At 71.0% G+C, this 24,740-nt stretch carries 22 protein-coding genes; 15 read left to right on the forward strand and 7 right to left on the reverse strand.

The features are described 5' to 3' along the window. Positions 1-12 precede the first annotated feature (12 nt). Positions 13-1,998, reverse strand: coding sequence for an APC family permease (locus tag E3O32_RS06450; RefSeq protein WP_134507766.1), 1,986 nt, complete (start codon positions 1,996-1,998; stop codon positions 13-15). A 249-nt stretch (positions 1,999-2,247) separates the two neighbouring features. Here E3O32_RS06450 and E3O32_RS06455 point away from each other — a divergent pair, with 249 nt between their 5' ends. After that, positions 2,248-2,805: a hypothetical protein gene (locus E3O32_RS06455; RefSeq protein WP_134507768.1), complete on the forward strand. Its 558-nt coding sequence runs from the start codon at positions 2,248-2,250 to the stop codon at positions 2,803-2,805. Positions 2,806-2,827: 22 nt separating this feature from the next. Here the strand turns inward: E3O32_RS06455 and E3O32_RS06460 are convergent, their stop codons facing one another. Next, positions 2,828-4,282 (reverse strand): MATE family efflux transporter, encoded by a 1,455-nt coding sequence (locus E3O32_RS06460; protein WP_134507770.1) that lies wholly within the window; start codon positions 4,280-4,282, stop codon positions 2,828-2,830. Between E3O32_RS06460 and E3O32_RS06465 the strand changes: the two genes are divergently transcribed. The 4 genes from E3O32_RS06465 (at position 4,281) to E3O32_RS06480 (ending at position 9,489) form a co-directional block, all read left to right on the forward strand. Then, positions 4,281-6,245, forward strand: a complete 1,965-nt coding sequence (locus tag E3O32_RS06465; RefSeq protein WP_134507772.1) for a M13 family metallopeptidase — start codon at positions 4,281-4,283, stop codon at positions 6,243-6,245. The genes E3O32_RS06460 and E3O32_RS06465 overlap by 2 nt on opposite strands. 87 nt (positions 6,246-6,332) lie before the next feature. Next, on the forward strand, positions 6,333-7,241 hold the full coding sequence (locus tag E3O32_RS06470; RefSeq protein WP_134507774.1) for a serine hydrolase: 909 nt from the start codon (positions 6,333-6,335) through the stop codon (positions 7,239-7,241). A 125-nt stretch (positions 7,242-7,366) separates the two neighbouring features. Continuing rightward, on the forward strand, positions 7,367-8,881 hold the full coding sequence (locus tag E3O32_RS06475) for a purine-cytosine permease family protein (RefSeq protein ID WP_134507776.1): 1,515 nt from the start codon (positions 7,367-7,369) through the stop codon (positions 8,879-8,881). Continuing rightward, positions 8,878-9,489, forward strand: a complete 612-nt coding sequence (locus tag E3O32_RS06480) for a cysteine hydrolase family protein (protein WP_134507778.1) — start codon at positions 8,878-8,880, stop codon at positions 9,487-9,489. The genes E3O32_RS06475 and E3O32_RS06480 overlap by 4 nt, the downstream gene beginning before the upstream one ends. A 144-nt stretch (positions 9,490-9,633) precedes the next feature. Here the strand turns inward: E3O32_RS06480 and E3O32_RS06485 are convergent, their stop codons facing one another. Continuing rightward, positions 9,634-9,843, reverse strand: a complete 210-nt coding sequence (locus E3O32_RS06485; RefSeq protein WP_134507780.1) for a YbdD/YjiX family protein — start codon at positions 9,841-9,843, stop codon at positions 9,634-9,636. After that, complete coding sequence (locus tag E3O32_RS06490; protein WP_134507782.1) at positions 9,843-12,125, reverse strand: carbon starvation CstA family protein; 2,283 nt, start codon at positions 12,123-12,125, stop codon at positions 9,843-9,845. Before E3O32_RS06490 ends, E3O32_RS06485 begins: the two co-directional genes overlap by 1 nt. A gap of 157 nt (positions 12,126-12,282) precedes the next feature. Here E3O32_RS06490 and E3O32_RS06495 point away from each other — a divergent pair, with 157 nt between their 5' ends. Next, positions 12,283-13,668 carry a glycine--tRNA ligase gene (locus E3O32_RS06495; RefSeq protein ID WP_134507784.1) on the forward strand — a complete coding sequence of 462 codons (1,386 nt, stop codon included), beginning with the start codon at positions 12,283-12,285 and terminating at the stop codon, positions 13,666-13,668. Positions 13,669-13,698: 30 nt separating this feature from the next. Here E3O32_RS06495 and E3O32_RS06500 read toward each other — a convergent pair whose 3' ends face one another. The 3 genes from E3O32_RS06500 to E3O32_RS06510 are packed head-to-tail and all read right to left on the reverse strand — an operon-like array spanning position 13,699 to position 16,803. Further along, a complete protein-coding gene (locus tag E3O32_RS06500) occupies positions 13,699-14,796 on the reverse strand; it encodes an alcohol dehydrogenase catalytic domain-containing protein (RefSeq protein WP_134507785.1) in 1,098 nt (365 codons plus the stop codon). After that, entirely contained in the window at positions 14,793-15,392 is a 600-nt protein-coding gene (locus tag E3O32_RS06505; protein ID WP_134507788.1) for a GNAT family N-acetyltransferase, read from the reverse strand. The genes E3O32_RS06500 and E3O32_RS06505 overlap by 4 nt, the downstream gene beginning before the upstream one ends. Before the next feature lie 28 nt (positions 15,393-15,420). Further along, positions 15,421-16,803, reverse strand: a complete 1,383-nt coding sequence (locus E3O32_RS06510) for a glutamyl-tRNA reductase (protein ID WP_134507789.1) — start codon at positions 16,801-16,803, stop codon at positions 15,421-15,423. Positions 16,804-16,874: 71 nt separating this feature from the next. Here E3O32_RS06510 and hemE point away from each other — a divergent pair, with 71 nt between their 5' ends. From hemE to E3O32_RS06555, 9 genes are all read left to right on the forward strand, one after another. Continuing rightward, the gene (gene hemE, locus E3O32_RS06515) at positions 16,875-18,032 is read left to right on the forward strand and encodes a uroporphyrinogen decarboxylase (protein ID WP_134507791.1); all 1,158 of its coding nucleotides are present in this window, start codon (positions 16,875-16,877) and stop codon (positions 18,030-18,032) included. A gap of 30 nt (positions 18,033-18,062) precedes the next feature. Continuing rightward, positions 18,063-19,685, forward strand: a complete 1,623-nt coding sequence (locus E3O32_RS06520; RefSeq protein WP_134507793.1) for a protoporphyrinogen/coproporphyrinogen oxidase — start codon at positions 18,063-18,065, stop codon at positions 19,683-19,685. A gap of 121 nt (positions 19,686-19,806) precedes the next feature. Then, on the forward strand, positions 19,807-20,220 hold the full coding sequence (locus E3O32_RS17215) for a hypothetical protein (protein ID WP_166790794.1): 414 nt from the start codon (positions 19,807-19,809) through the stop codon (positions 20,218-20,220). Between the two features lie 38 nt (positions 20,221-20,258). Continuing rightward, positions 20,259-20,690 (forward strand): phage holin family protein, encoded by a 432-nt coding sequence (locus tag E3O32_RS06530; protein WP_134507797.1) that lies wholly within the window; start codon positions 20,259-20,261, stop codon positions 20,688-20,690. Next, a complete protein-coding gene (locus tag E3O32_RS06535; protein ID WP_134507799.1) occupies positions 20,680-21,000 on the forward strand; it encodes a DUF3618 domain-containing protein in 321 nt (106 codons plus the stop codon). The genes E3O32_RS06530 and E3O32_RS06535 overlap by 11 nt, the downstream gene beginning before the upstream one ends. Positions 21,001-21,083: 83 nt before the next feature. Beyond that, positions 21,084-21,848: a hydrogen peroxide-dependent heme synthase gene (hemQ, locus tag E3O32_RS06540; protein ID WP_134507801.1), complete on the forward strand. Its 765-nt coding sequence runs from the start codon at positions 21,084-21,086 to the stop codon at positions 21,846-21,848. After that, positions 21,848-22,960 (forward strand): ferrochelatase, encoded by a 1,113-nt coding sequence (locus tag E3O32_RS06545; RefSeq protein ID WP_134507803.1) that lies wholly within the window; start codon positions 21,848-21,850, stop codon positions 22,958-22,960. Before hemQ ends, E3O32_RS06545 begins: the two co-directional genes overlap by 1 nt. After that, entirely contained in the window at positions 22,957-23,913 is a 957-nt protein-coding gene (hemC, locus tag E3O32_RS06550; RefSeq protein WP_241974662.1) for a hydroxymethylbilane synthase, read from the forward strand. The genes E3O32_RS06545 and hemC overlap by 4 nt, the downstream gene beginning before the upstream one ends. Beyond that, complete coding sequence (locus E3O32_RS06555; protein WP_134507805.1) at positions 23,913-24,704, forward strand: uroporphyrinogen-III synthase; 792 nt, start codon at positions 23,913-23,915, stop codon at positions 24,702-24,704. The genes hemC and E3O32_RS06555 overlap by 1 nt, the downstream gene beginning before the upstream one ends. Positions 24,705-24,740: the final 36 nt, after the last annotated feature.

Here is a 24,740-nt window from a genome sequence, read left to right on the forward strand (position 1 = left end):
CAGCCGCCCGCCTCAGCCGCCGCCGACGTGGATGCCGGGCCGGCGGGCCGGGTCGGCCTCGCTGGTGCGGAGGATCTCGCGCACCACGGGGGCGGTGTCGCCCTGCCCGAGCAGGAGGTAGCGGACGAGATGGGCTACCGGGTTGCCCTCCGACCACTCGAAGTAGGCGTGCGGCCGCACGCCGGCAGCGTCCCGGAGCGCCAGCAGGATGGCGGCGATGGCGTTCGGGGCCGCGGGGCTCTTCGCCCGCAGCACCCGGTAGCCGTCGGCCTCGACCCCGCGCACCTGCAGCCGCTCGCTGAAGCCGGACGGGTCGACGACCTCGATCTCCAGGAACAGGAGGTCGGCCGCACCCGGCACCGGGTTCATCCCGCGCTGCTCGCGCTCCTTCTGTGCATAGTCGCCGCGGGTGCCGGGCGCCCGCTTGTGGGCGACCAGGTTGAGGGCCCCGTCGTAGTCGAGGGAGTCCCGGATGTACCGCCTTGCCGTCTCGTCGAACTCGACCTGCTCCACCCGGAGCTCGGTCGTGCGGGACACCCGCGAGATCAGGGACACGGTGACGATCCCGAGGATGAAGAAGGCGGAGATGGTGATGCCGTCCGGCTTCTCGATGATGTTCGCGCCGAGCGCGTAGAGGAGCACGAAGGTGAGCACGCCGAACGCGACGCTCGCGCCCCGTTGCCGCCGCCGCACGGCGGAGATGGTCACCGCGACCGCGCCGGACACCATCATCACCAGGATCCCGGTGGCGTAGGCCCCGGCCTGCGCGTTGACGTCCGCGTTGAAACCGATCGTGATCAGGATGCTGACGCCGGTGTAGACGAGCACGACCGGCCGCACCGCGCGGCTCCACTCGGGGGCCATGCCGTAGGAGGGCAGGTAGCGCGGGACGATGTTGATCAACCCCGCCATCGCCGACGCCCCGGCGAACCAGAGGATCAGGATGCTGCTCACGTCGTAGACCGTGCCGAACACGTTGCCGACCCGCTCGTGCGCGAGGTAGGCGAGGGCGCGCCCGCTGGCCGCCCCGCCGTCCTGGAACGCCGCGGCCGGGATCAGCACCGTGGTGACCAGGCTGCTGGCCAGTAGGTAGACGCTCATGATGACGGCCGCGGCGGTGAGCAGCTTGCGGGTGTTGCGGATGCGGGACGCCAGCCGTTCCTCCGGCGTGCTTCCCGCGGCCGCGACGAGCGGCATCATGCTGACCCCGGTCTCGAAGCCCGACAGGCCGAGCACGAGCAGGGGGAACGCGATGATCGCCGGTCCGGCGATGTCCCCGAACCCCGTGCCCCGGGCGGACAGGGCGCCGATCCAGTCGGACAGGGCCCGGGGTTCGGTGAAGACGTCGTAGAGGCCGACGCCGATCACGATGCCGTTCAGCAGCAGGAACAGGGCGACCAGGGGGATCGCGACCGAGACCGCCTCGCTGAAGCCGAGCAGGAAGACCCCGCCGAGGATGAGCAGCAGCACGACCGTGATGGTCACGGCATGCCCCTGGAGGAAGGCCGGTACGAACGGGTTCTCGAGAAGGTGCACCGTGGCATCCGCCGACGACAGGGTGATCGTGATGATCCAGCTCGTCGCGACGAAGCCGAGCAGCACGAGCACGAAGACCTTGCCGCGCCAGAACGGCAGGAGTCGCTCCAGCATCGCCACCGAGCCCTGGCCGCGCGGGCTCTCCTGGGCCACCCGCCGGTACATCGGCAGCATGCCGAGCAGGGTCAGCGCCACGATCAACAGCGTCGCCAGCGGAGAGAGGGCGCCGGCCGCCAGGGCCGCGATGCCGGGAAGGTAGGACAGGGTCGAGAAATAGTCGACGCCGGTCAGACACATCACCTTCCACCAGGAGTGGGTGGCCGTGGTCTCCTCGCTGCTCTCCGGTCCCACCGGCTGAACTCGGTTCTGCAGCAGCCAGCGCGTGAAAGCGTTGGTCGGGGCCGTGGCGCGCGGCGGGCGTGGCACGCTCGCGGGAATCAGCGGTCGGGCAGGTGACGTCATGGTTCTCTCTCCCGGTGGCACTCGGCCTGCCTCGGGCCCGGCGGAACCACGTCGACAGATCACCATTGTCGACCCTTCGCGCCGTTTCGTGGCCATTCGCGGCGCGGTGATCCGCAACGTCGCCGGGGCGCGCCCGCCGGGCCGCCGGAGCCGACCATAATCGACGTGTACCCCCTGGGCAGCCGGCCCACCGGGAGTAGAGGTCCCGAGCCGAGCATCCGCCCGCGCTCGCCGCCGGAAAGTGAATCCATGCCAGGCATCCCCACCACCCGGGTCGCCGTTCGAGGCGTCTGGGAGGGTGACACCCCGGACTACGGCAACGTCGTCGACGCCGAGAACGCGGGCAGGCTGCTCACCGACCTCGTGCGTTCCGCCCTCGAACTGCTCGAATACCGCCGGCTCGCCTGGGAGCCCGACGCGATCCAGCTCGTGTCGAGCGACCGGGCGGCCTACCTGAGGTTTCCGGCGGCCGACGAGCGCACGGCGGATGTCGCGGTGCAGCTGTCGCAGGCCCTCTCCGCGCATGCCGCCGACGGGCTCAACCTCGGCCGCATCATGGGGGCCAACCCGCCCTGGCGGTCGGTGCGCATCCTCGTGCTCGCCGACGAGGACGGCGCCGCGACCACGCGCCTCGACCTCGATCCGGAGGGGGAGTGCCGGGTGTCCTGGTACGGCCCCTTCGACAACGCCCGGTTCTCCGAGATCGCCACCGGGTTCGCGGTCTTCCTCACCCATATCGTCGCGAACGTGTTCGACGACGACGACGGCAGCGAGACGTTCGAGGAATCGTTCGACTGGGTCGTCTGAGACCGATCTTCGCCGGGCCGGTTCAGCGCGCCCCGACGACCATCCAGCTCGAGGCGCGGGCGCGCAGACCCAGGGTGACCGCGCGGGCGCCGAGGTAGCCGAGGGCGAAGGCGGCCATCAGCCACGCCAGCCCGGCAGCCCCGGATGGCGCCCAGACCAGCACGCCGACGGCCAGCGGAACGAAGGCGGCCAGGTTCACGACGCCCGTGACGGCCAGGTAGCGCGCGTCGCCCGCGCCGATCAGCACCCCGTCGAGCACGAAGACCACGCCGCCGAGCGGAACGGAGAGCCCGAGCACGACCAGTGTGGCCGGCAGCAGTGACGCCACCTCCGCGGCGTTCGTGAAGAGGCTGCCGAGCCCGCCGCTGCCGAGGATCACGAGCAGTCCGAGGAGCGCGCCGCTGAGCACGCCCCACTCCAGGCAGCGCCGGAGCACGGCCTGCACGCCGGCCAGGTCGCCGGCGCCGAGGCCGCGACCGACCAGTGCCTGGGCGGCGATGGCCAGCGCGTCGAGCGCGAAGGCGAGGGTGGCGAACAGGGTCATCGCGATCTGGAAGGCCGCCAGCTCGGGTGAGCCGAGCCGGGTCGCCACGAACACCGCGAGCAGCATCGCCGCGCGCAGGCTGACCGTGCGCAGGAAGAGCCAGCCGCCGCTCGACGCCCCGCGCAGCACGCCCGCGCGGTGCGGGCGCAGCCGTGCCCCCTCACGGCGGGCGTGGCGCCCCACGACGACGAGGTAGACGGCGACCATGGCCCACTGGGCGACGACCGTGCCGAGCGCCGAGCCCACGATGCCGAGTCCGAGCCCGTAGATGAACCACAGGTTGAGCAGGATGTTGGCGGAGAAGCCGAGCCCGGCCACCCAGAGCGGGGTGCGGGTGTCCTGCAGCCCGCGGAGCAGCCCCGTGGCCGCGAAGACCAGCAGCATGGCCGGGAGTCCGAGCATCGAGAGGCCCAGGTAGCCCGCGGCGGCCTCCGTCACGGCCGGCTCGGCCCCGAAGGCGCCGACCAGCGCCGGGGCGGCGAACCACCCGGCCGTCGCCAGCAGCACGCCCAGGCCGAGGGCGAGCCAGAGGCCGTCGATGCCGACCGAGACCGCCCGCCCGCGGTCGCCGGCGCCGAGCCAGCGGGCCACCGCCGGGGTCGTGCTGTAGGCGAGGAACACCATCAGGCCGATGATCGTCTGCAGCACCGCGCCGGCCAGTCCGAGCCCGGCCAGGGGCACCGCGCCGAGGTGCCCGACCATCGCCGAATCGGCGAGCAGGAACAGGGGTTCGGCGATGAGAGCGCCGACGGCGGGAATGGCGAGGCGCAGGATCTCGCGGTCGATGGGCTGCGGGCGGAGGATGGTGATGCTCCAGAGTAGCCGCCGGCCCCTCGCCGAACTGAGAGTTCGGCGCGTTTTCGGCGGGGAGGGTGCCCAACTCTCAGTTCGGCGAGGTGGATCGGGCCGACGCAGCGAATAGGCTGGGAGCATGACTGATCAGGGGACCGCATCCGGAATCGACCGCGACGAACTCGACCCGGGCGTGCGTCCACAGGATGACCTGTTCCGCCACGTGAACGGCAAGTGGATCGATCGCACCGAAATTCCCTCCGACAAGGCCCGCTGGGGGTCGTTCTACCTCCTGGCCGAGGAGTCCGAGAAGGCCGTGCGCGAGATCATCCTCGAGGCCCAGACGGCCCAGCCCGGCACCGAGGAGCGCAAGTTCGGTGACCTCTACGCCAGCTTCCTCGACGAGCAGAAGGTCGAGGCGCTCGGAGCCACCCCGCTCGCCGACGACCTCGCCACCGTCGACGGCATCTCCTCCATCCCCGTGCTGCTCGGCACCCTCGGCCGCCTGGAACGGGCCGGAGTGGCCGGCGCATTCCAGCTCTACGTCGACAACGACCCGGGAAACCCCGAACGCTACCTCGTCTTCGTCGAGCAGGCCGGACTCGGCCTTCCCGACGAGTCCTACTACCGGGACGAGACCTCCGGCGCGATCCGGGAGGCCTACCAGGCCTTCGTCGAGCGGATGTTCGGCCTCGCCGGCCTCACGGACGCCGCCGCCCGGGCCGCCCGCGTCTTCGACCTCGAGACCGAACTGGCCACCCACCACTGGGACAAGGTGCGCTCCCGCGACAGCGAGAAGACCTACAACCTCAAGACCTGGGGCCAGGTGACCGCGCTCGCCGCCGGGGCCGACCTGCAGCTCTGGCTCGAGGGGCTCGACGCCCCGGCCGCGGCGTTCGACGAGGTCGTCGTGCGCCAGCCCAGCTTCGTCACCGGCCTGGCCGAGATGCTCACTGAGGACCGGCTCGCCGCCTGGCAGGACTGGCTGCGCTGGCAGGTCATCCGTTCGAGTGCCGCGTACCTGTCGGCCGACTTCGTCGACGCCAGCTTCGACTTCTACGGCCGCACCCTCACCGGCACCCCGCAGCTGCGCGACCGCTGGAAGCGCGGGGTGTCGCTGGTCGAGGGCGCCCTGGGCGAGGCCGTCGGCCGCATCTACGTGGAGCGCCATTTCCAGCCGAGCGCCAAGGCCAGCATGGATGTGCTCGTCGCCCACCTCGTCGAGGCCTACCGCCGGAGCATCGCCGACCTGGGCTGGATGACCGAGGAGACCCGTTCCCGGGCGCTCGAGAAGCTCGAGAAGTTCACCCCGAAGATCGGCTACCCGGTGAAGTGGCGCGACTATTCGACGCTGGCCATCGACGCGGGCGACCTCATCGCCAACGTGCGCAGGGCCAACGAGTTCGAGTTCCAGCGGGAGCTCGGCAAGATCGGCAACCCGCTCGACCGCGACGAGTGGTTCATGACCCCGCAGACCATCAACGCGTACTACAACCCGGGCTTCAATGAGATCGTCTTCCCCGCGGCCATCCTGCAGGTGCCGTTCTTCGACGCCGACCGGGATGCGGCGGCCAACTACGGTGCGATCGGCGCGGTGATCGGCCACGAGATCGGGCACGGCTTCGACGACCAGGGCTCCAAGTACGACGGCGACGGGTTGCTCACCGACTGGTGGACCGAGGATGACCGCGCCGCGTTCGAGGAACGCACCAGCTCCCTGATCGAGCAGTTCAACGCCCTGGCCCCCCGGCAGGTTCCGGAGCACCACGTCAACGGCGCCCTGACCATCGGCGAGAACATCGGCGACCTCGGTGGCCTCTCGATCGCGTGGAAGGCCTACCTGATCTCCCTGGCCGGCGCCGAGCCGCCCGTGATCGACGGCTTCACCGGCGCGCAACGCTTCTTCCTCTCCTGGGCGCAGGCCTGGCAGCTCAAGATGCGCGACGAGGAGGCCATCCGGCTGCTCGCGATCGACCCGCACTCGCCCAACGAATTCCGCTGCAACCAGATCGTGAGCAACATCGACGAATTCTACGACGCCTTCGGCGTGGCCGAGGGTGACGCCCTCTGGCTCGCCCCGGACAAGCGCGTCACCATCTGGTAGCGGGCTTCTTCGCAAGAATCCTCCAACCTCGTTGGGTTATGGTGGTGCCGGGCCAGCAGGCCCGGCGCACGGAAGGACCCGCATCCGGTGGTCAAGCCATCCCAGGACTCAGAGCGACGGTCCCGCCACGCCTCTGCGACACCCGGGAAGCACGGCGGGGCGGGGGCGAACGCCAACTTCGGCCGCGGCTTCCAGGCCCTGGGCGACCTCGCCGTGCACGGGGTGCAGGTGTCGGCGCGCGCCACCGACCTGACCACCGGCCGGGTGCTGTTCTCCGTCGACGACCATGTCGTGATGCCCACCGCCGGGATCGGCACCGTGCTCCTCCTGATCGAGGTCGCGGCCCGGCTGCGCGAGGCGGACTTCGGCGCCTACACGATCCTCGACCGCACCCCGCTCGACTCGGTCGGCGGCTCGGGCATCTGGCAGCACCTGCAGGCCCCGTCGCTGCCGGTGGCCGACCTCGCCGCCCTGATCGGCGCCACCGGCGACAACCTGGCCGCCAATGTGCTCATCCGGGCGGTCGGCCTGGACGCCGTGCGCGCCCGCACCGAACAGCTCGGCCTCTCCCGCACGGCCCTGCTCGACCTCGTGCGCGACGAGCGCGGGCCCGACCACGCGCCGCAGCTCTCGGTCGGCAGCGCCAAGGACCTCACCTGGCTGTTCACGGCGCTCGCCCGCGGCGAGATCGTCGACGCCGCCGCCAGTGAACGGGTGATCGGCTGGCTCTCCCTGGGCAACGACCTGTCCATGGTGGCCAGCGCCTTCGGCCTCGACCCGCTCGCCCACCGCCAGGGCGACCACGGCATGCTGCTGGTCAACAAGACGGGCACCGGTGCCGGCGTGCGCAGTGAGGTCGGCATTCTCCGCGGGCCGCGCGCCGGCGTCACCTACGCGGTGTCGATGTCGTTCGCCGACACGGCGCTCTCGGCCCGGCTCGCCGTGCTCGACGGGATGCGCGCGGTCGGCATGGACCTGCTCGAATACGTGCACTGACCGGCTGAAGTCCACAGGCGCCCCCGCCGGGTCGTTGCGCGTCCGGCCCGGCCTTGACAGGCATCCGCGCCCCGCCCTAGTCTCCGCAGTACAGGCTTTGGCAGGTTCGACGAGAGGACCTTCACATGTCCACCCCACCGCTGATCGACGCAGAAGGCCGGGCCGCGGGCTCGGCCCTGGAGATCGAGCTGAACGGCATCAACGCGATCCATTCGAGCGAGCACAAGGGGCACCCCCGGGACCTCTTCTGGCCGTGGTTCGCCGCCAACGTCTCGGTGCTCGGCATCAGCTACGGCTCCTTCCTGCTGGGCTTCGGCATCTCCCTGTGGCAGGCGACGATCGTGGGGCTCGTCGGCATCATCGTCTCGTTCCTGTTCTGCGGTTTCATCGCACTCTCCGGCAAGCGCGGCCACGCCCCGACGATGACGCTCAGCCGGGCCGCCTTCGGCATCAACGGCAACCGGGTGCCGTCGGCGCTGTCCTGGCTGCTCACCGTGGGCTGGGAGACCGTGCTCGCCTCCCTCGCCGTGCTCGCCACGGCGACCGTGTTCACCGAGCTCGGCTGGGAGGGCGGCATCCTGACCAAGGTCGTCGCACTCGTGGTGGTGGCCGCGCTGATCGTCGTCGGCGGGGTGCTCGGCTTCGACTTCATCATGAAGCTGCAGAAGTGGATCACGATCATCACCGGAATCCTCACGGTGGTCTACGTCATCCTCGTCGCCGACCAGATCAACTTCGACACACTCGCCGCGATCCCCGGCGGCGGCACCCCGCAGGTGATCGGCGCCCTCGTGTTCATGATGACGGGCTTCGGACTCGGCTGGGTCAACGCGGCAGCCGACTACTCCCGCTACCTGCCCCGATCGGCCTCGAGCACCGGCGTCGTCGCCTGGACCACCTTCGGCGCGTCGCTGGCGCCGATCATCCTGCTCCTGTTCGGGCTGCTCCTGGCCGGTTCCTCCGCCGAGCTCAGCAGCGCGATCGCGGTCGACCCGATCGGGGCCCTCACCACGATCCTCCCGATCTGGTTCCTCATCCCCTTCGCCCTGGTGGCCGTGCTCGGCCTCGTCGGCGGCGCCGTGCTCGACATCTACTCCTCCGGCCTGGCCCTGCTCACCACCGGTGTCAGGGTGCCCCGGTTCGTCGCCGCCGGCATCGACGGCGTGCTGATGGTGCTCGGTGCGGTCTACGTGGTCTTCTTCGCGGGCAGCTTCCTCGGCCCGTTCCAGGGCTTCCTGATCACCCTCGGCGTTCCCGTCGCGGCGTGGTGCGGCATCTTCATGGCCGACATCCTCCTTCGCAAGAAGAGCTACGCGGTGAAGGAACTGTTCGACCCGGCCGGGCGCTACGGCAGCGTGCGGGTGCTCTCGATCGTACTGATCGCGGTCGGGTCCATCGTCGGCTGGGGCATGGTCACCAACGGCTTCGCCGACTGGCTCGCCTGGCAGGGCTACCTGCTCGACCCCTTCGGGCTCGGCGGCCGAGGCGGGGAGTGGGCCTATGCCAACCTCGGCGTGCTCGCCGCGCTCGTGATCGGCTTCGGCGGCACCCTGCTCTTCGGCCGCGGAACCGTTCGGGCGCAGGAAGCCCTGCCGGTCCCCGGCGAGGACCAGGCGGCCGAGGAGCTCCTGCCGGCATGAGCGCCGCACCGGAGGGTTCCCCGGGCAGGTCCGCCGCCGCTGCCGGCGTGGACAATGGTTCGTGGCTCGTCCTGATCGACCTGCAGCGCATCTTCGGCGAACCGGGCAGCGACTGGTTCACACCACGCTTCGCCGAGGCCGCGGCGGGCGCCGCCCGGCTCCGGCCCGCGTTCGGCCAGCGGGTCGCCCTGACCCGGTTCCTCGCACCGGAGAAACCCGCGGGAGCCTGGATCCCGTACTACCAGGACTGGCCGTTCGCGCTCGACCCGGCGAACCGTGCGCTCTACGACCTCGTGCCCGAGATCCCGCCCCTGGACGCCCGGCTGATCGACCGGCCCACCTTCGGCAAGTGGAGCGCCGAGACCCGTGCGGCCCTCGACGACCCCCGCGAGATCGTGCTCGCGGGCGTCTCCACCGATTGCTGCGTGATCTCAACGGCGCTGGCCGCGGCCGACGACGGCGTGCGGGTGCGGGTGGTGGCGGATGCCTGTGCCGGCCTCAGCGACGCCGACCACCGGCGCGCGCTCGACGTGATGGCCCTCTACGCCCCGCTGATCAGCATCACGTCGGTCGACGAGATCCTGGCCGAACGCGCCGCGGCCGGCTGAGCTGAACCGGGGCCGGGCGACCTGAACCGGGGCCGGGCGACCTGAACCGGGGCCGGGCGAACGGATGCCTCCCCGCGTTGGCGGGGAGGCATCCGTTCATGGGCCGGGTCAGGCGCCCAGTGCGCTGAAGCGGGGCGTGCCGGTTCAGCAGCACCGTCCCTGCGGGTTGGTGTCCTGACGGTCGGTCTGGTCCCGCCAGAACTCGCGCTCGGTGAGCACTGGGGTCGCGTCGGCCCCGGGGTGCCGCGACTCGTGATGGGCCTTGTACTTGTCGTAGGCGTCTTCCCCCATCACGCCCTTGACGAACCAGGCAAGGTCCCGGGCGCCCTTTTTCAGGAGCTCGACGGTGTTCATCAGCGCTTAGCCTTACCCGGCTTCTCCAGCCTGGCCTGGGCCTCCCAGCTGGCGCCGAGTTCCTTCTCGGCCGGTGTCGGCAGGAAGCCGGACGGGGCGAACATCTGCGACGGGACGGCCGGGTCTTCGTTGGTGCCGAAGTCGCGGCTCTTCCACGAGCGCCAGGTGGCCTGGATCGCGGTCACCATGACGATGATCGCCAGCACGACGAAGAGCACCGACAGGATGCCCTGCACCATCGTGTTGCGCACGACGGCCTCCATCGCGGCCACGGTCTTCGCGGTTCCGAAGCTCGTCTCGCCGGCCGCCAGCGCCTCGGAGAAGGCGCGGTTCTGGGCGAAGTAGCCCACCGCCGGAACGGTGGAGAAGATCTTCAGGAATGACGCCGAGATGGTCACGACGGCGGCGAAGGCCAGCGGCAGGGCCACGATCCACAGGTACGTGAACATCCCGCGCTTGGCGACGATGGCCATACAGACGGCCAGCGCGATGGCCGCGAGGAGCTGGTTGGCGATTCCGAAGAGCGGGAACAGGGTGTTGATGCCGCCGAGCGGGTCGGTGACTCCCATGATCAGCACGGCGCCCCAGGCCAGGACCATGATCCCGGTCGTGAGCCACGCGCCCGCGCGCCAGGACGTGTTCTTGAATTTCGGGAAGAAGTTGCCCAGGCTGTCCTGGAGCATGAACCGGGCCACCCGGGTGCCGGCGTCGACGGCGGTCAGGATGAACAGCGCTTCGAACATGATCGCGAAGTGGTACCAGAACGCCATCATCCCGCTGCCGCCGGCGACCTGCTGCATGATGTGGGCCAGGCCGACCGAGAGGGTGGGAGCGCCGCCGGTGCGGGACACGATGCTGGCCTCACCGACATCCTTCGCCGTCTGGGTGAGCATGTCCGGGGTCAGGTTGACGCCGGTCAGGCCGAGGCTGTTCACGAACGCGACGGCGCCCTCCACGGTGCCGCCGGTGAGTGCGGGCGAGGAGTTCATCGCGAAGTAGATGCCGCGGTCGATCGACACGGCGGCCACCAGGGCCATGATCGCGACGAACGACTCCATCAGCATTCCGCCGTAGCCGATGAACCGGGTCTGGCGCTCCTTCTCGATCAGTTTCGGCGTCGTGCCGGAGGCGATCAGGGCGTGGAAGCCGGAGAGGGCGCCGCAGGCGATCGTGACGAAGAGGAACGGGAAGAGCGAACCGCTCACGACGGGGCCGCCGTTGGCGGTGAACTCGCTGAAGGCCGGCACCGAGATCTCCGGGCGAACGATGATGATGGCGATCGCGAGCATGCCGATCGTGCCGATCTTCATGAAGGTGGAGAGGTAGTCCCGCGGGGCCAGCAACAGCCAGACCGGCAGGATGGCGGCCACGAAACCGTAGATGATGATGCCGATCGCGAGCGGAAGCGGGTCGACGTGGAAGAACGCCGCACCCCACTCGGTGCTCGAGATCATCCCGCCGCCGACGATGGCGGCCAGGAGCAGGATGAAACCGATGATCGAGACCTCGGTGACCTTGCCCGGGCGGAAGAAGCGCAGGTAGCAGCCCATGAGCAGCGCGATCGGGATGGTCATCCCGACCGAGAAGACGCCCCAGGGGCTGGCGGCGAGGGCGTTGACGACGACGAGGGCGAGGATGGCCACGATGATCACCATGATGGCCAGGGTCGCGATGAGCGCGGCCGTGCCGCCGACCTTGCCGAGTTCGTCCCTGGCCATCTGGCCGAGGGAGCGGCCGCCGCGCCGCATCGAGAAGAACAGCACCAGGTAGTCCTGCACCGCGCCGGCGAGGACGACGCCGACGATGATCCAGATCGTGCCGGGCAGGTACCCCATCTGCGCGGCCAGCACGGGGCCGACGAGCGGTCCGGCGCCGGCGATCGCGGCGAAGTGGTGGCCGAAGAGCACGCGGCGGTCGGTGGCGGCGTAGTCTTTGCCGTCGGCCTTGTACTCGGCCGGGGTGGCCCGCCGGTCATCGGGCCTCAGCAGGTGCTTCTGGATGTAGTTCGAGTAGAAGCGGTAGCCGATGAGGTAGGTGCAGACGGCCGCGAAGACGAACCAGATGGCGTTGACGGTCTCCCCGCGAACCACGGCCAGCATCACCCAGCTGAGGCCACCGAGCAGCGAGATGCCGCCCCAGATGGCGATCTTCGCGGGGGTCCAGTGGGCCTCCTCCGCGTCGTGCGTGGTCTGGTCGAGGGCTACGGCCAGCAGGGCCGGATCCCGATCCAGCACCCCAGCCCCCTCGGTTGACTCGTGTGGCGTGCGGGGCCTGGTGCCCATGATCTCTCCCTTGAGGTACCGCAAGGACTGCGGGATTCCTTAGCAAGGCTAACAGCGTGGCGGCGGAGCGGCGGCAAACGCCTAAAATGGGCTGAGCGCCCGCCGGGCTTCCGCCCGCTCGCGACACACTCTCCCACCCTCGACCATTGGAGCCACCGTGGCCGCCCCCACCCGCCTCGATTCCGTCATCGCCCTCGCCCGCCACCGCGGGTTCGTCTTCCAGGCCGGTGAAATCTACGGCGGATCCCGCTCCGCGTGGGACTACGGGCCGCTCGGGGTGGAGCTGAAGGAGAACATCAAGAAGCAGTGGTGGCGCTTCATGGTCACCAGCCGCGACGATGTGGTGGGCCTGGACTCCTCGGTGATCCTGCCCCGCAAGGTGTGGGAGGCATCCGGCCACGTCGAGGTCTTCTCCGACCCGCTGGTGGAGTGCACGAGCTGCCACAAGCGCTTCCGGGCCGACCACCTCGAGGAGGAATTCGAGGAGAAGAAGGGCCGCCCGCCCGAGGGCGGCATCGACGGCATCCCCTGCCCGAACTGCGGCAACCGGCACATCTGGACCGAACCGCGCGCGTTCTCCGGCCTGCTCAAAACCTACCTCGGCCCGGTCGACGACGAGACCGGCATGCAGTACCTGCGGCCGGAGACAGCCCAGGGCATCTTCGTGAACTTCGCCAATGTGCTGCAGGCCGCCCGGATGAAGCCGCCGTTCGGCATCGGCCAGATCGGCAAGAGCTTCCGCAACGAGATCACCCCGGGCAACTTCATCTTCCGCACCCGCGAGTTCGAGCAGATGGAGATGGAGTTCTTCGTCGAGCCCGGCACGGACGAGGAATGGCACCAGTACTGGATCGACCAGCGGATGGCGTGGTACACCGGCCTCGGCATCGACGCCGACAACCTGCGTTTGTTCGAGCACCCCGCCGAGAAGCTCTCCCACTACTCCAAGCGCACCGTGGACATCGAGTACCGCTTCGGGTTCAGCGGCAGCGAATTCGGCGAGCTCGAGGGCGTGGCGAACCGCACCGACTTCGACCTGAAGACGCACGCCGCGGCATCCGGCAAGGACCTGTCCTACTTCGACCAGACCAAGAACGAGCGCTGGGTTCCCTACGTGATCGAGCCGGCCGCCGGCCTGACCCGTTCGCTGATGGCCTTCCTGGTTGACGCGTACCACGAGGAAGAGGTGCCGAACGCGAAGGGCGGCGTCGACAAGCGCACCGTGCTGAGGCTCGACCGGCGCCTGGCGCCGATCAAGGTCGCCGTGCTGCCGTTGTCCCGGAACGAGGCGCTCTCGCCGATGGCCAAGGCGCTCGCCGCCCGCCTCCGCGAGTCGTGGAACGTGGACTTCGACGACGCCGGTGCGATCGGCCGCCGCTACCGTCGCCAGGACGAGATCGGCACGCCGTACTGCGTCACGGTCGACTTCGACTCGCTCGAGGACCAGGCCGTCACCGTGCGCGACCGCGACACCATGGCGCAGGAGCGCGTGCCGCTGGACAAGCTCGACGCCTACCTCGCCGAGCGCCTCCGCGGAGCGTAGCCCGCGCCGGCCCGCGGCTCAGCCGCGGGCTCAGCCTGAATTGGCGACGCGGCCTGAAGTGGAGGCGGGGCGCGGGGCGGGGCGCGGGGCGACCTCGATCAGGGTGACGCCGGCCGGCGGCACCGGGTCCGACATCGCCGCGAGGGCGGCCGGCGCCTCGGCCAGGGTGATCCTCCGGCTGACCAGGGTCTCGGGGCGCAACCGGCCCGATTCGACCAGGGCGAGCAGCGCCGGGTAGTCGGCGGCGGACATCCCGTGGCTGCCGAGCACCGTCAACTCCCGGGCGATGACGTCGCCGAGCGGTATCCGCGGGTCCTCCGCCAGCAGGCCGATCTGCACGTGGCGACCGCGGGCGGCCAGGGAGCGGATGGCGATGGAGACCGTGTCCTCCCGGCCGAGCGCCTCGACGCTGACCTGCACGCCCGCGCTTCCGGCGGCGGCGCGGATGCGGGCGAGAACCTCGTCGTCGTCCAGGCCGGCGGAATCGACCGTGTGCGCGGCCCCGCACCGGGCGGCCGCGCCGAGGGCAGGCCCGCTGATGTCCACCGCGATCACCGTCGCGCCGAGGGCGGCGCCGATCATCACCGCGGAGAGCCCGACGCCGCCGCAGCCGACGACGACGAGCGTCTCACCGGCAGCCAGTCGGGCCTGGTGGGCCAGGCCACGGTAGGCGGTGGCGAATCGGCAGCCCAGCAGGGCGGCCGCCCCCGCGTCGAGACCGTCCGGCACGGCGATGAGATTGACGTCGGCGTGGTGCAGCGCGACCAGTTCGGCGTAGGAACCCCAGTGGGTGAAGCCCGGCTGGGTCTGGTTGCGGCAGACCTGCCCGTTTCCCGCCGCGCAATCCGGGCAGTCGCCGCAGGCGCAGACGAACGGAACCGTGACGCGCTGGCCGACCCGGAACCGGCGCACCAGGGGTCCGACCGAATCGATCACCCCGACGAGTTCGTGGCCCGGAACGTGCGGCAGCGCGATTCCGGGGTCGTGCCCGAGCCAGCCGTGCCAGTCGCTGCGGCAGAGGCCGGTCGCCTCCACTCGCACGACGACGCCCGTTGGGGAGGCGACCGGGTCGGGCACCTCCCGCAGTTCGGGCAACGCGCCGAAGCGGTCGAACCAGACCGCCTTCATCCCGCGGCCGGCCGGTCGCGGGCCAGGATCGCGAACACCTGCAGGTCGGACCACTCGCCCGTGACGAACTCGTTCTCGACGAAGTGCGCCTCGAGGCGCATCCCCAGCCGCAGGCAGAGGGCGGCGGATGCTTCGTTCCGCGGATCGAGTTCGGCGAACACCCGGTGCGCGCCCAACTCCCCGAACGCGAGGTCGAGCAGGGCGCCGGCGGCTTCGGTGGCGAAGCCCTGGCCGTGCCAGGCGGGGTGGAAGACCCAGCCGACCGCGACCTGGGCGTGCTCCCGGCTTTTGAGGAACACGCTGAGGTCGCCGATCACGGGCCCGGGCGCTCCGGCCGCGCCGACGAGTTCCGCGGCGAGGATGAGGGCGTCGCCGTCCTCGGCCAGCCGGGTGAACCCGGCGCGGGTGATGGTGTGCTCCCGCGATTCCTCGGGACTCCGAACCGGCCACGGCAGGTACCGCACCACGTCGGGCAGGCCCTGGTAGGCGGCGACCTCCTCGGCGTCGGACGCGGTCAGCGGGCGGAGCAGCAGGCGCCGGGTTCGGACCGGGTGGGCGTCGAACGGGAACGCGCCGTGCGACCCCGGTTCACTCATGACGGCCGGCGCACGAGGACGGCCGCGGTCATGAGGCGGCGGGGGAGATCTCGACGTCGCCCGGGGTGCCGGAGACGGCGGGCAGGTCGACCTGGATGCCGAACATCGCGTCGAGGCCGGTCAGGAACGCGGCCTGCTCGCCGGCCCGCGCAAGCTCCCTGGAGCGCACCATCGGCGTGTGCAGGAGCACGCTGGCCAGGTGCCGCAGTGCCGCCTCGGTCTGCTCGCTGGAGTCGCTGCGGTGGCGGGCCCGCTCGATCTCCGCGTCGAGGATGCCGAAGATGTGGCTGCGCAGGGCGACGACGGCGGGGGCGAGGCTCTGCTCCTCGGCGACGGCGGAGAACTTGCGGGCGGCCCGTCCGACGAGGAGGCGGGCGTCGCTGGTGGCATTGAGCTCTTCGAGCGGGGCGTGGATGCGGATGGTCTCGAGGTCGAGCAACTCCACGCCGGCCAGCTCGGTCACATCGGGGTCGACGTTGCGCGGCAGGCCGAGGTCGATGATCAGCCGCTGCGGAGCGGGGGCCTCAGGAGAGAGCGACGACCCGGGCATCTCGCCGACCGGGCACACGGTTGCCGGCGGTGCGGCATCCGCCGGGGCCTCACCCTGGGCGAGCCCGGCCCGGAGCAGTGCGGCGGTGATCACGTGGTGCTCGACGGTCGTGCAGGTGAGGATGAGGTCGGCGCTCGCGGCCGCCACGGCGAAGTCCGACTCGGCGACCGCGGTGATCTGGTGCGACGATGCGAACTTGCGGGCGCGGCCCGAGGGGGAGTAGACCCGCACGTTCTCGGCGCCGAGGTCGCGCAGCGCCGCCAGGGAGGCCCCGGCGTAGCGACCGGTTCCGACCAGGAGCACCTGGGTCTCGGTCCAGTCGGGGATGCGGCTTTCGGCCAGTTCGAGGGCGAGCCGCACGAGCGAGCGGCCGGCGGCGCCGAGGCCGGTGCGGTTCTTGATCCCGCGGGAGGTCTGCGACGCGCGCTGGAAGAGGCGCTCCAGCTCGGGGCTCGTGGTGCCCACCTGCCGGGCCTGTTCGAGTGAGCGCCGCACCTGGCCGGCGATCTCGCCCTCGCCGACGACGACGGATTCGAGGCCGCTGGTGACGGCGAAGAGATGTTCGGCCACGGTGTTGCCGTGCACGAGTTCGAGGGTGTCCCGCAGCACCTCGGCGGCCACGCCGGTGCTCGCGCTGACGCCGTCGATCGCGGCCCGCACCGCGGAGAGGGGAGAGGTGCCGGTGGGTTCGTCCAGGTCGAGGTAGGCCTCGAAGCGGTTGCAGGTGGCCACGACGACGGCCCCGACCAGGGCCGGGTGGCGCTCCAGGATGCCGGCCGCGGCGTCGTCCGCACCGACAGACAACCGCTCCAGCACGTCGAAGCTGGAGTTCTTGTGGCTGGCGGACAGGCAGATCAACACCGTTGGAGTCTACTTTGCGATTCTGGGGGTCGAATCGCCCGGGTGTGTGAAGTTTGACAGAATTGAGACAAATGAACCTTGACGCGCAACACCCCCTCGCATCCGGACTCACCGCCGACGCCCGTCTCATCCGGGCCTACCAGGGCACCCGCCCGGAGGTGACCCCCGTCTGGTTCATGCGCCAGGCCGGCCGCTCCCTGCCCGAATACCGTTCCCTCCGGGTGGGCACCCGGATGCTCGACGCCTGCCTCGACCCCGAGATGGCCAGCGAGATCACCCTGCAGCCGGTGCGCCGGCACAACGTCGACGCGGGCATCCTGTTCAGCGACATCGTGATCCCGCTCAAGCTGGTCGGCGTGGACGTCGAGATCGTCGCCGGCATGGGCCCGGTGCTCGGCAAGGCCGTGCGCACGGCCAAGGACGTCGCCGAGCTGACCGCCCTCGACCCGGCCGTGCTCGACACGAGCCTCGCCCCGATCCGCCAGGCGGTCGCGCGCACGGTCGCCGAGCTCGGCGAGACCCCGCTGATCGGCTTCGCCGGAGCCCCGTTCACCCTGGCCGCCTACCTGGTCGAGGGCGGACCGTCGAAGGACCACATCAACGCCCGCACCCTGATGCACGCCGACCCCGACGCCTGGGCCGCCCTGATGGCCTGGACCGCCGAGGTGACCGGCCGGTTCCTGCGTGCGCAGGTGCTGGCCGGGGCCAGCGCCGCCCAGCTCTTCGACTCCTGGGCCGGGGCCCTGTCGCTGGACGACTACACCCGGTACGTCGCGCCGGCATCCGCTGCGGCGATCGCGCACGTGCGCGACCTCACCTACACCGAGAACGGGCTCCCCACGGATGCCGACCAGACCGGCGCGGAGACGGCCACCCGCCGCAACGTGCCGGTGGTGCACTTCGGCGTCGGCACGGGGGAGCTCCTCAAGGAGATGCACGGGGTGGGCGCCGACGTCGTCGGAGTCGACTACCGGGTGCCGCTGGACGAGGCCAATCGCCGCCTCGGCGGAGTGGTTCCCGTGCAGGGCAACGTCGACCCGGCCCTGCTCGCCGCGCCGTGGCCCGTGCTCGAGGCGCACGTGCTCGACGTGCTCGAGCGCGGCCGCACCGCGCCGGCCCATGTGCTCAACCTCGGCCACGGTGTCCCGCCGCTGACCGACCCGAACGTGCTCACCCGGCTGGTCTCGTTCGTGCACGAGCTCGGCGCCTCCGCCCCGGTCGCGTCCTGACCGTTCGCCGACCCGGGAGCTGAGAAGCACATGCAGGACGTCATCGTCATCGGCGGGGGTGTGGCCGGCCTCGTCGCGGCCAGGGCGTGCGCCCGGGTCGGCCTCACGGTGACCGTGCTCGAGGCGACACCCGCGGTGGGCGGGGCGGTCGCAAGCCACGAGGTCGCCGGGCTGACCCTGGACAGCGGGGCCGAGAGCTTCGCGGTGCGCCGCAACGCGGTCGCCGAGTTCGTCGACTCGCTCGGCCTGACCGGCGACGTCGTCGCGCCGAACCCGGCCGGCGCCTGGCTGCACCTGCCCGCCGAGGGCCCGGCCGGCGGGTCGGTCAGCGTCCCCCTGCCCCAGGCCGGGGTGCTCGGGATCCCCGGTTCCCCGCTGGCCGACGACGTGCGCCGCGTGATCGGCTGGAGCGGCGCCTGGCGCGCCTACCTCGACCGGCTGATGCCGGTGCTCACGATCGGCCGCGAGCACAGCCTGGGCGACCTCGTGCGCAAACGGATGGGCCGCCGCGTGCTCGAACGGCTCGTCGAGCCCGTCACCGCGGGGGTCTACTCCTCCGCGGCGGACGACCTCGAGATCGACGTCGTCGCCCCCGGGCTGAATGCAGCCCTGACCACGGCAGGCTCGCTGTCGGGCGCGGTCCTGTCCCTCCGCTCCGCGGCCCCGGCCGGCTCCGCCGTGGCGGGCCTGCGCGGCGGCATGTCCCGGCTGGTGTCCGCGCTCGTGGCCGACCTCGACCATTTCGGGGTCGAGATCGTGACGGATGCCCCGGTCACGACCCTGCGGCGGGCCGGCGTGCCCGACGACGCGGGCGTGCCCGACGACGCCGGTGTGCCCGACGACGCCGGTGTGCCCGACGACGCCGGTGTGCCCGACGACGCCGGTGTGCCCGCTGGCGGAGAACAGACCTGGGTCGTGCGGCACGAGGTGCCGGCCCACGAGGCGCCTGCCGAGGCCCCGGCCACTGATCTGCCGGGCGGTTCCGCTGCTGGAGCCGCCGAACCTGCCGCACTGCCCGCGACCCGCGACCGGGAGGCCCGCTTCGTGATCCTCGCGACCCCGGGCGCCCCGGCTCTTCGCCTGGTCTCCGGCCTCAGCCCCGAACTGGCAGCACTCGCCGGGCTCGACTGGCCGGAGACCACCGCGGTCGAACTGGCCACCATCGTCCTCGACGCGCCCCAGCTGGACGCGCACCCCCGGGGAACGGGAGCCCTCGTCGCGGCCGGCACCCCCGGCGTGACCGCCAAGGCGCTCACCCACGCGACCGCGAAGTGGGGCTGGCTCGCCGAGGCGGCCGGACCGGGGTGCCACGTCATCCGTCTCTCCTATGGCCGGGCCGGCACGGCCGGCCCGACAGCCGACCTGTCCGACGCAGAGTTGCTCGCCCTCGCCCTGCGGGACGCGTCCGCCATCTTCGGAGTCGACCTCGACGCCGGCGCGGTGCGCGGTTTCGCCCGCACGCTGTGGGGCGACGCCCTGTCGCCGGCGACCATCGGGGCGCCCGGCCGGGTGCGGCAGGTGCGCACGGCCGTCGAGGCGACGCCCGGGCTGGAGTTGACCGGTGCCTGGCTCGCCGGCACCGGGCTTGCGTCGGTGATCCCCGACGCCCTCGCGGCTGCCGGCAGGGTCAGGCACGGGGCGCTCGGCATCTGAACTGCCGGCCCGGAGGCTGGGAATAGCCCCGACAACCAGGGTCGCTCCGGCTTGACCCTGCGCGTGAACCCGTGGAGGGATACGCTGGTGAGATACATGAACCTCGAGGAATGGAGTGACAATGCGGGGAAAGCTTCTCTTCATCACAGGTGGGCTCGTGGGCTACGTCCTGGGCGCCCGTGCCGGACGCAAGCGCTACGACCAGATTGTGGCTGCCGCTGAGAACCTGTGGAGCGCCCCGCCCGTGCAACGCCGTGTGACAGAAGTGCGCGACTTCGCCCTCGAACGGGTCGGCGACGTGCCGTCCGCCCTGTTCGACGCCGGCAAGAAGATCGTCACGGCCGTGCAGGCCAGGACCACCGGGCCCGGTGACGCCGGCGGAACCGCGTACAGTCCCGCCGCCCCCGCGGCAACCAAACCCGCCGCGGCAACCAAACCCGCCGCGGCAACCAAACCCGCCGCGGCAAAGCCCGCAGCCACGTCCGCGGCGAAGACCGCCGAGACGCCCGCGTCCGACGACGCCGCCACCAGGTAACAGCCGCGCACTCCCAGGAAGCGAAGGAAGGGGCAGCTGTGAGCAACAGCGGATTCAACCCGAATGGTTTCAACCCCAGGACGAAGCGATCGCTCGTCGTGCTGCTCGGCGAGCTGCCCGGCCAGATCATCGCCCTCGTCAAGGCGGAACTCGACGCCTTCAAGGCCGAGGTGGCCGGCAAGGCGAAGAACATCGGACTCGGCATCGGCCTGTTCGCCGTGGCCGGCGTCTTCGCCTTCCTCGCCGTGATCGTGCTGATCGCGCTCGCCGTGATCGCCCTAGCGCTGGTGCTGCCGCTCTGGCTCGCCACGCTGATCGTGGCGGTGGCGCTGCTGCTGATCGCGGCGCTCCTGGTCCTCGTCGGGGTGAACCGGGTGAAGGCCGCCACTGCCCCCGATCCAGAGGGAATCGCGGCAAGCATCCGGCACGACGTTGACGCGTTCAAGGGAGTTGGCGAGTATGAGCACTGACGACAAGACCAGGACCGGAAGCCAGGCGAAGACGGTCGTCGTCCCCGGCGACGCCGCCGTTCATCGTTCGAAGGCCGAACTGCGCGCCGACGCGATGACGGCCAGGGCGGAACTCGCGCGCACGCTCGATGCGATCGAGTACAAGCTCAACCTTCCCAAGCAGCTCCGCTACCGGGTGCGGCTGCTCAAGCTCCGGCTGTACCGCCTCGGCGAGGACAACCCGGCCGCCCTGGCCGGGATCGCCGTCGCCGCTGCCCTGGTCGCCGGCGCGGCGGTCTGGCTCGGCGTCAAGGCCGTGCAGGACCGCTGAACCACCGCCGGGAACACCGGCGCCCCCGCGGGCACCGGGCGCGTCTTTTGGCTCTGGTCGCAAAGAAGTAGAGACTAGTACTCATGACTCACCCGGCTGCCGGAGAGGCAGTAAACCCACTCCACCCGACCAGTCCCGCTGAGACCCCGTCAGCGGCCGACGCCTCTGCGGCATCCCCCCAGGGGTTCACGCTGTTCACGGTCCTGCGCAAGGACCCGAGCAACCCGGATGACCTCGACGGCCGCGACGTGCCGCACGCCGTTCTCGAGCTCGATGACGTGGTTGAGCTCGTCGAGGCGGAGGGTGTGACCGTGCGCGGCTTCTACGATGTCTCCGGGCTGCGCGCCGACGCCGACGTGATGATCTGGACCCACGCGCCCGAGGCCGAGTCCCTGCAGTGGGCCAACCGGGAGCTGCGCCGCAGCCGCCTGCTCAAGAGCCTGCTCCCCACCTGGAACGCGATGGGCGTGCACCGGGACGCCGAGTTCAACAAGAGCCACGTGCCCGGGTTCCTCCGCGGAGTCGAACCGAAGGGCTGGCTGACGGTCTACCCCTTCGTGCGCAGCTACGAGTGGTACCTGCTCCCCGAGGCCGAGCGGAGCGCCATGCTCGCCGACCACGGCCGCAAGGGTGCCGCCTACCGCGGCGCGATCGCCAACACGGTCTCCGCGTTCGCCCTCGGCGACTACGAATGGCTCCTGCCGATCGAAAGCGACGAACTCACCGAACTCGTCGACCTCATGCGGGGCCTGCGCGAGACCGAAGCCCGCCGGCACGTCCGCGAGGAGATCCCGTTCTACACCGGGCGCCGCATCGGCACCGCCGAACTCGTCGAGGTGCTGCAGTAGTGGCGCGCTACGACGCCGTCCTGCTCGCCGGATTCGGCGGGCCGGAGGGCCAGGACGACGTGATCCCGTTCCTGCGCAACGTCACACGAGGCCGCGGCATCCCGGAGGAGCGCCTCGAAGAGGTGGCCCATCACTACCGCCACTTCGGCGGGATCAGCCCGATCAACAACCAGAACCGCGTGCTCAAGGCGGCCCTCGAGGTCGAGCTGGCCGGCCGCGGAATCGACCTGCCCGTGCTCTGGGGCAACCGGAACTGGGGACCGTACCTGCGCGACGTCGTCGCCGAGGCGCACTCCAACGGCCAGGACCGGCTGCTCGCCATCGCCACCAGCGCGTACAGCTCCTACTCCGGCTGCCGCCAGTACCGCGAGGACTTCGCCGAGGCGCTGTCCGTGAACGGCCTCGAGGGCATCGTGCAGATCGACAAGGTGCGCCAGTTCTTCGACCACCCCGGTTTCGTGATGCCGTTCATCACCGGCGTCCGGAAGGGCCTGGAGGAGGTCGCCGCCTCCATCCCCGGCATCGACCTGGCCACCGAGGTGGAGATCCTGTTCTCCACCCACTCCATCCCCATGACGGATGCCGCCAAGAGCGGCCCGGCGGCCCTCGGATTCGGTGAGGGTGGCGCCTACAAGGCCCAGCACCTGGCCGTCGCGCAGGTCGTCATCGACGGCGACTCCGTCGCGGAGCCGATCCAGAGCCCCTGGCAGCTGGTCTTCCAGTCGCGCAGCGGACCGCCGAGCATGCCGTGGCTCGAGCCCGACATCAACGACGCCATCGCGCTGCTGCCGGCCCGGGGCATCCGTGCCGTCGTGATCGTGCCGCTCGGCTTCGTGAGCGACCACATGGAGGTCATGTGGGACCTCGACAACGAGGCAACGGAAACCGCCAGGGAACACGGCCTGTTCTCGGTGCGCGTGCCCACCCCCGGCGTCGACCCGGCCTACGTCAGTGGACTCGTCGACCTCGTCCTCGAGCGCCTGACCGACGTGCCCGTCGAAGAACGCCCCGCGATGACGGACCTCGGCCCCTGGTACGACGTGTGCCGGCCCGGCTGCTGCGAGAACGTTCGCCTCGGATTCAAGCCTGCCGTCGCGGGGATGGCACCGTGAGTGCTGCAATTCGCGTCGGCACCCGCGGGAGCGCCCTCGCCCTCGCCCAGACGACGCAGATCGCCAACCGGATCGCCGCCGCCGCGGGCGCCGAGGTCGAGATCGTCCAGGTCACCACCCACGGGGACACCTCCACCGAGCCGTTGTCCAGCCTCGGCGGAACCGGGGTGTTCGCCAGCGCCCTCCGCGAATCCCTCCTCGCCGGTGAGTGCGACCTCGTCGTGCACTCCTTCAAGGACCTGCCCACCGCAGCGTACGAGGGTCTGGCCATCGGGGCCACGCCCAAGCGAGCGGATGCCCGCGACGTGCTCTGCGCCCGTGACGGCTTCACCCTCTCCACCCTGCCCCAGGGCGCGCGGGTCGGCACCGGGTCGCCGCGCCGGGTGGCGCAGCTGCGCCAGGTGCGCCCCGATCTCGAGATCGTCGACCTCCGCGGGAACGTCGACACCAGGCTGGGTCGCGTGGTCCCCGGCGACCTCGATGCCGTCGTGCTCGCGGCCGCCGGTCTCGGCCGGCTCGGACTGCTGACCACCTTCGAGCCGGAGTTCCTCGAGCTGTCCGCCTGGCCGACCGCGCCGGGCCAGGGCGCCCTGGCGATCGAGGTGCGCTCCGGCCGGCTGGACCGCACGCTGGTCCGGGCGCTGGACGCGATCAACCACGCGACGACCCAGGCCACGACGACGGCGGAACGGCTTGTGCTCGCGCACCTCGAGGCAGGGTGCGCCGCGCCGATCGGCGCCACGGCCGCCATCGACGACGGTCTCCTCTTCCTCACCGCGACGGTGTACAGTCCAGATGGTGCCCAAAGCGTCGTGAGCTCGCATGCTGCGACGCCTGAATCCTTTTCCATGGCACACCTGGTCGACGCCGCCCAGGACGTCTCAGAACGTGTGGCCCGAGACCTGCTCTCCGGCGGTGCTGCCGACTTCGCCCCGATGAAGGTGACTTCGTAATGACCTGGCGTTACAAGACCAAACCGAACCTGACCAAGCCGTTGACCGGCTGGCGCATCCTGGTGCCCCGCGGCGGCCCGTGGGGCGACCACGTCGCGGCCGATCTGCGCGCCAAGGGGGCGCAGCCGATCGTCGCGCCGATGATCAACTTCGCGGCGACCGACGATGCACCCGCGCTCGAAGAGGCGCTGGCCAGGCTCGCCGCCGGCGATTTCGATTGGATGACCGTCACCAGCGCCACCACCGTCGACGTGCTGTCCTCGCACCGTGCTGTCGTCGCCCCCGGAACCCGGATCGCTGCCGTCGGCGAGACCACCGCCGCTGCCCTGATCGCGGCCGGGTATCGCGTCGACATCGTCCCCTCCGAGGACAATTCGGCCCGCGGCCTCCTGTCCGAGTGGGAGGCGGCTACCCAGGGAGTGGTGCCGCTGCGCATCCTCACCCTCCGGTCGGAGATCGCCAAGCCGCTGCTCACCGAGGGGCTGCGCCGGATCGGCCACGAGGTCGAATCGGTCGTCGCCTACCGCACCATTGGCGTGCCGGTCGATGAGCGGGTCGTGGCCGACGTCGCGGCCGGCCGGGTGCAGGCGCTGCTCGTCACCTCGGGGAGCGTCGCCCAACAGGTGCAGGACCAGCTCGGACCGGTTCCTGAAAGCACCGTCGTCGCCTGCATCGGCCCGCGCACGGCGAAGGACGCCGCGGCGATCGGACTGCGGGTCGACGTGGTGGCCGACGCGCCGAGCGCCGAATCCCTGATCGAGGCCCTCGTCCAGGTCGCACTCTCCCGCTGAGCCGGTCACCTGCCTCGGCGAACTGAGACTTATGCT

This window comes from Cryobacterium mannosilyticum, assembly GCF_004402705.1.
Classification (GTDB): Bacteria; Actinomycetota; Actinomycetes; order Actinomycetales; family Microbacteriaceae; genus Cryobacterium; species Cryobacterium mannosilyticum.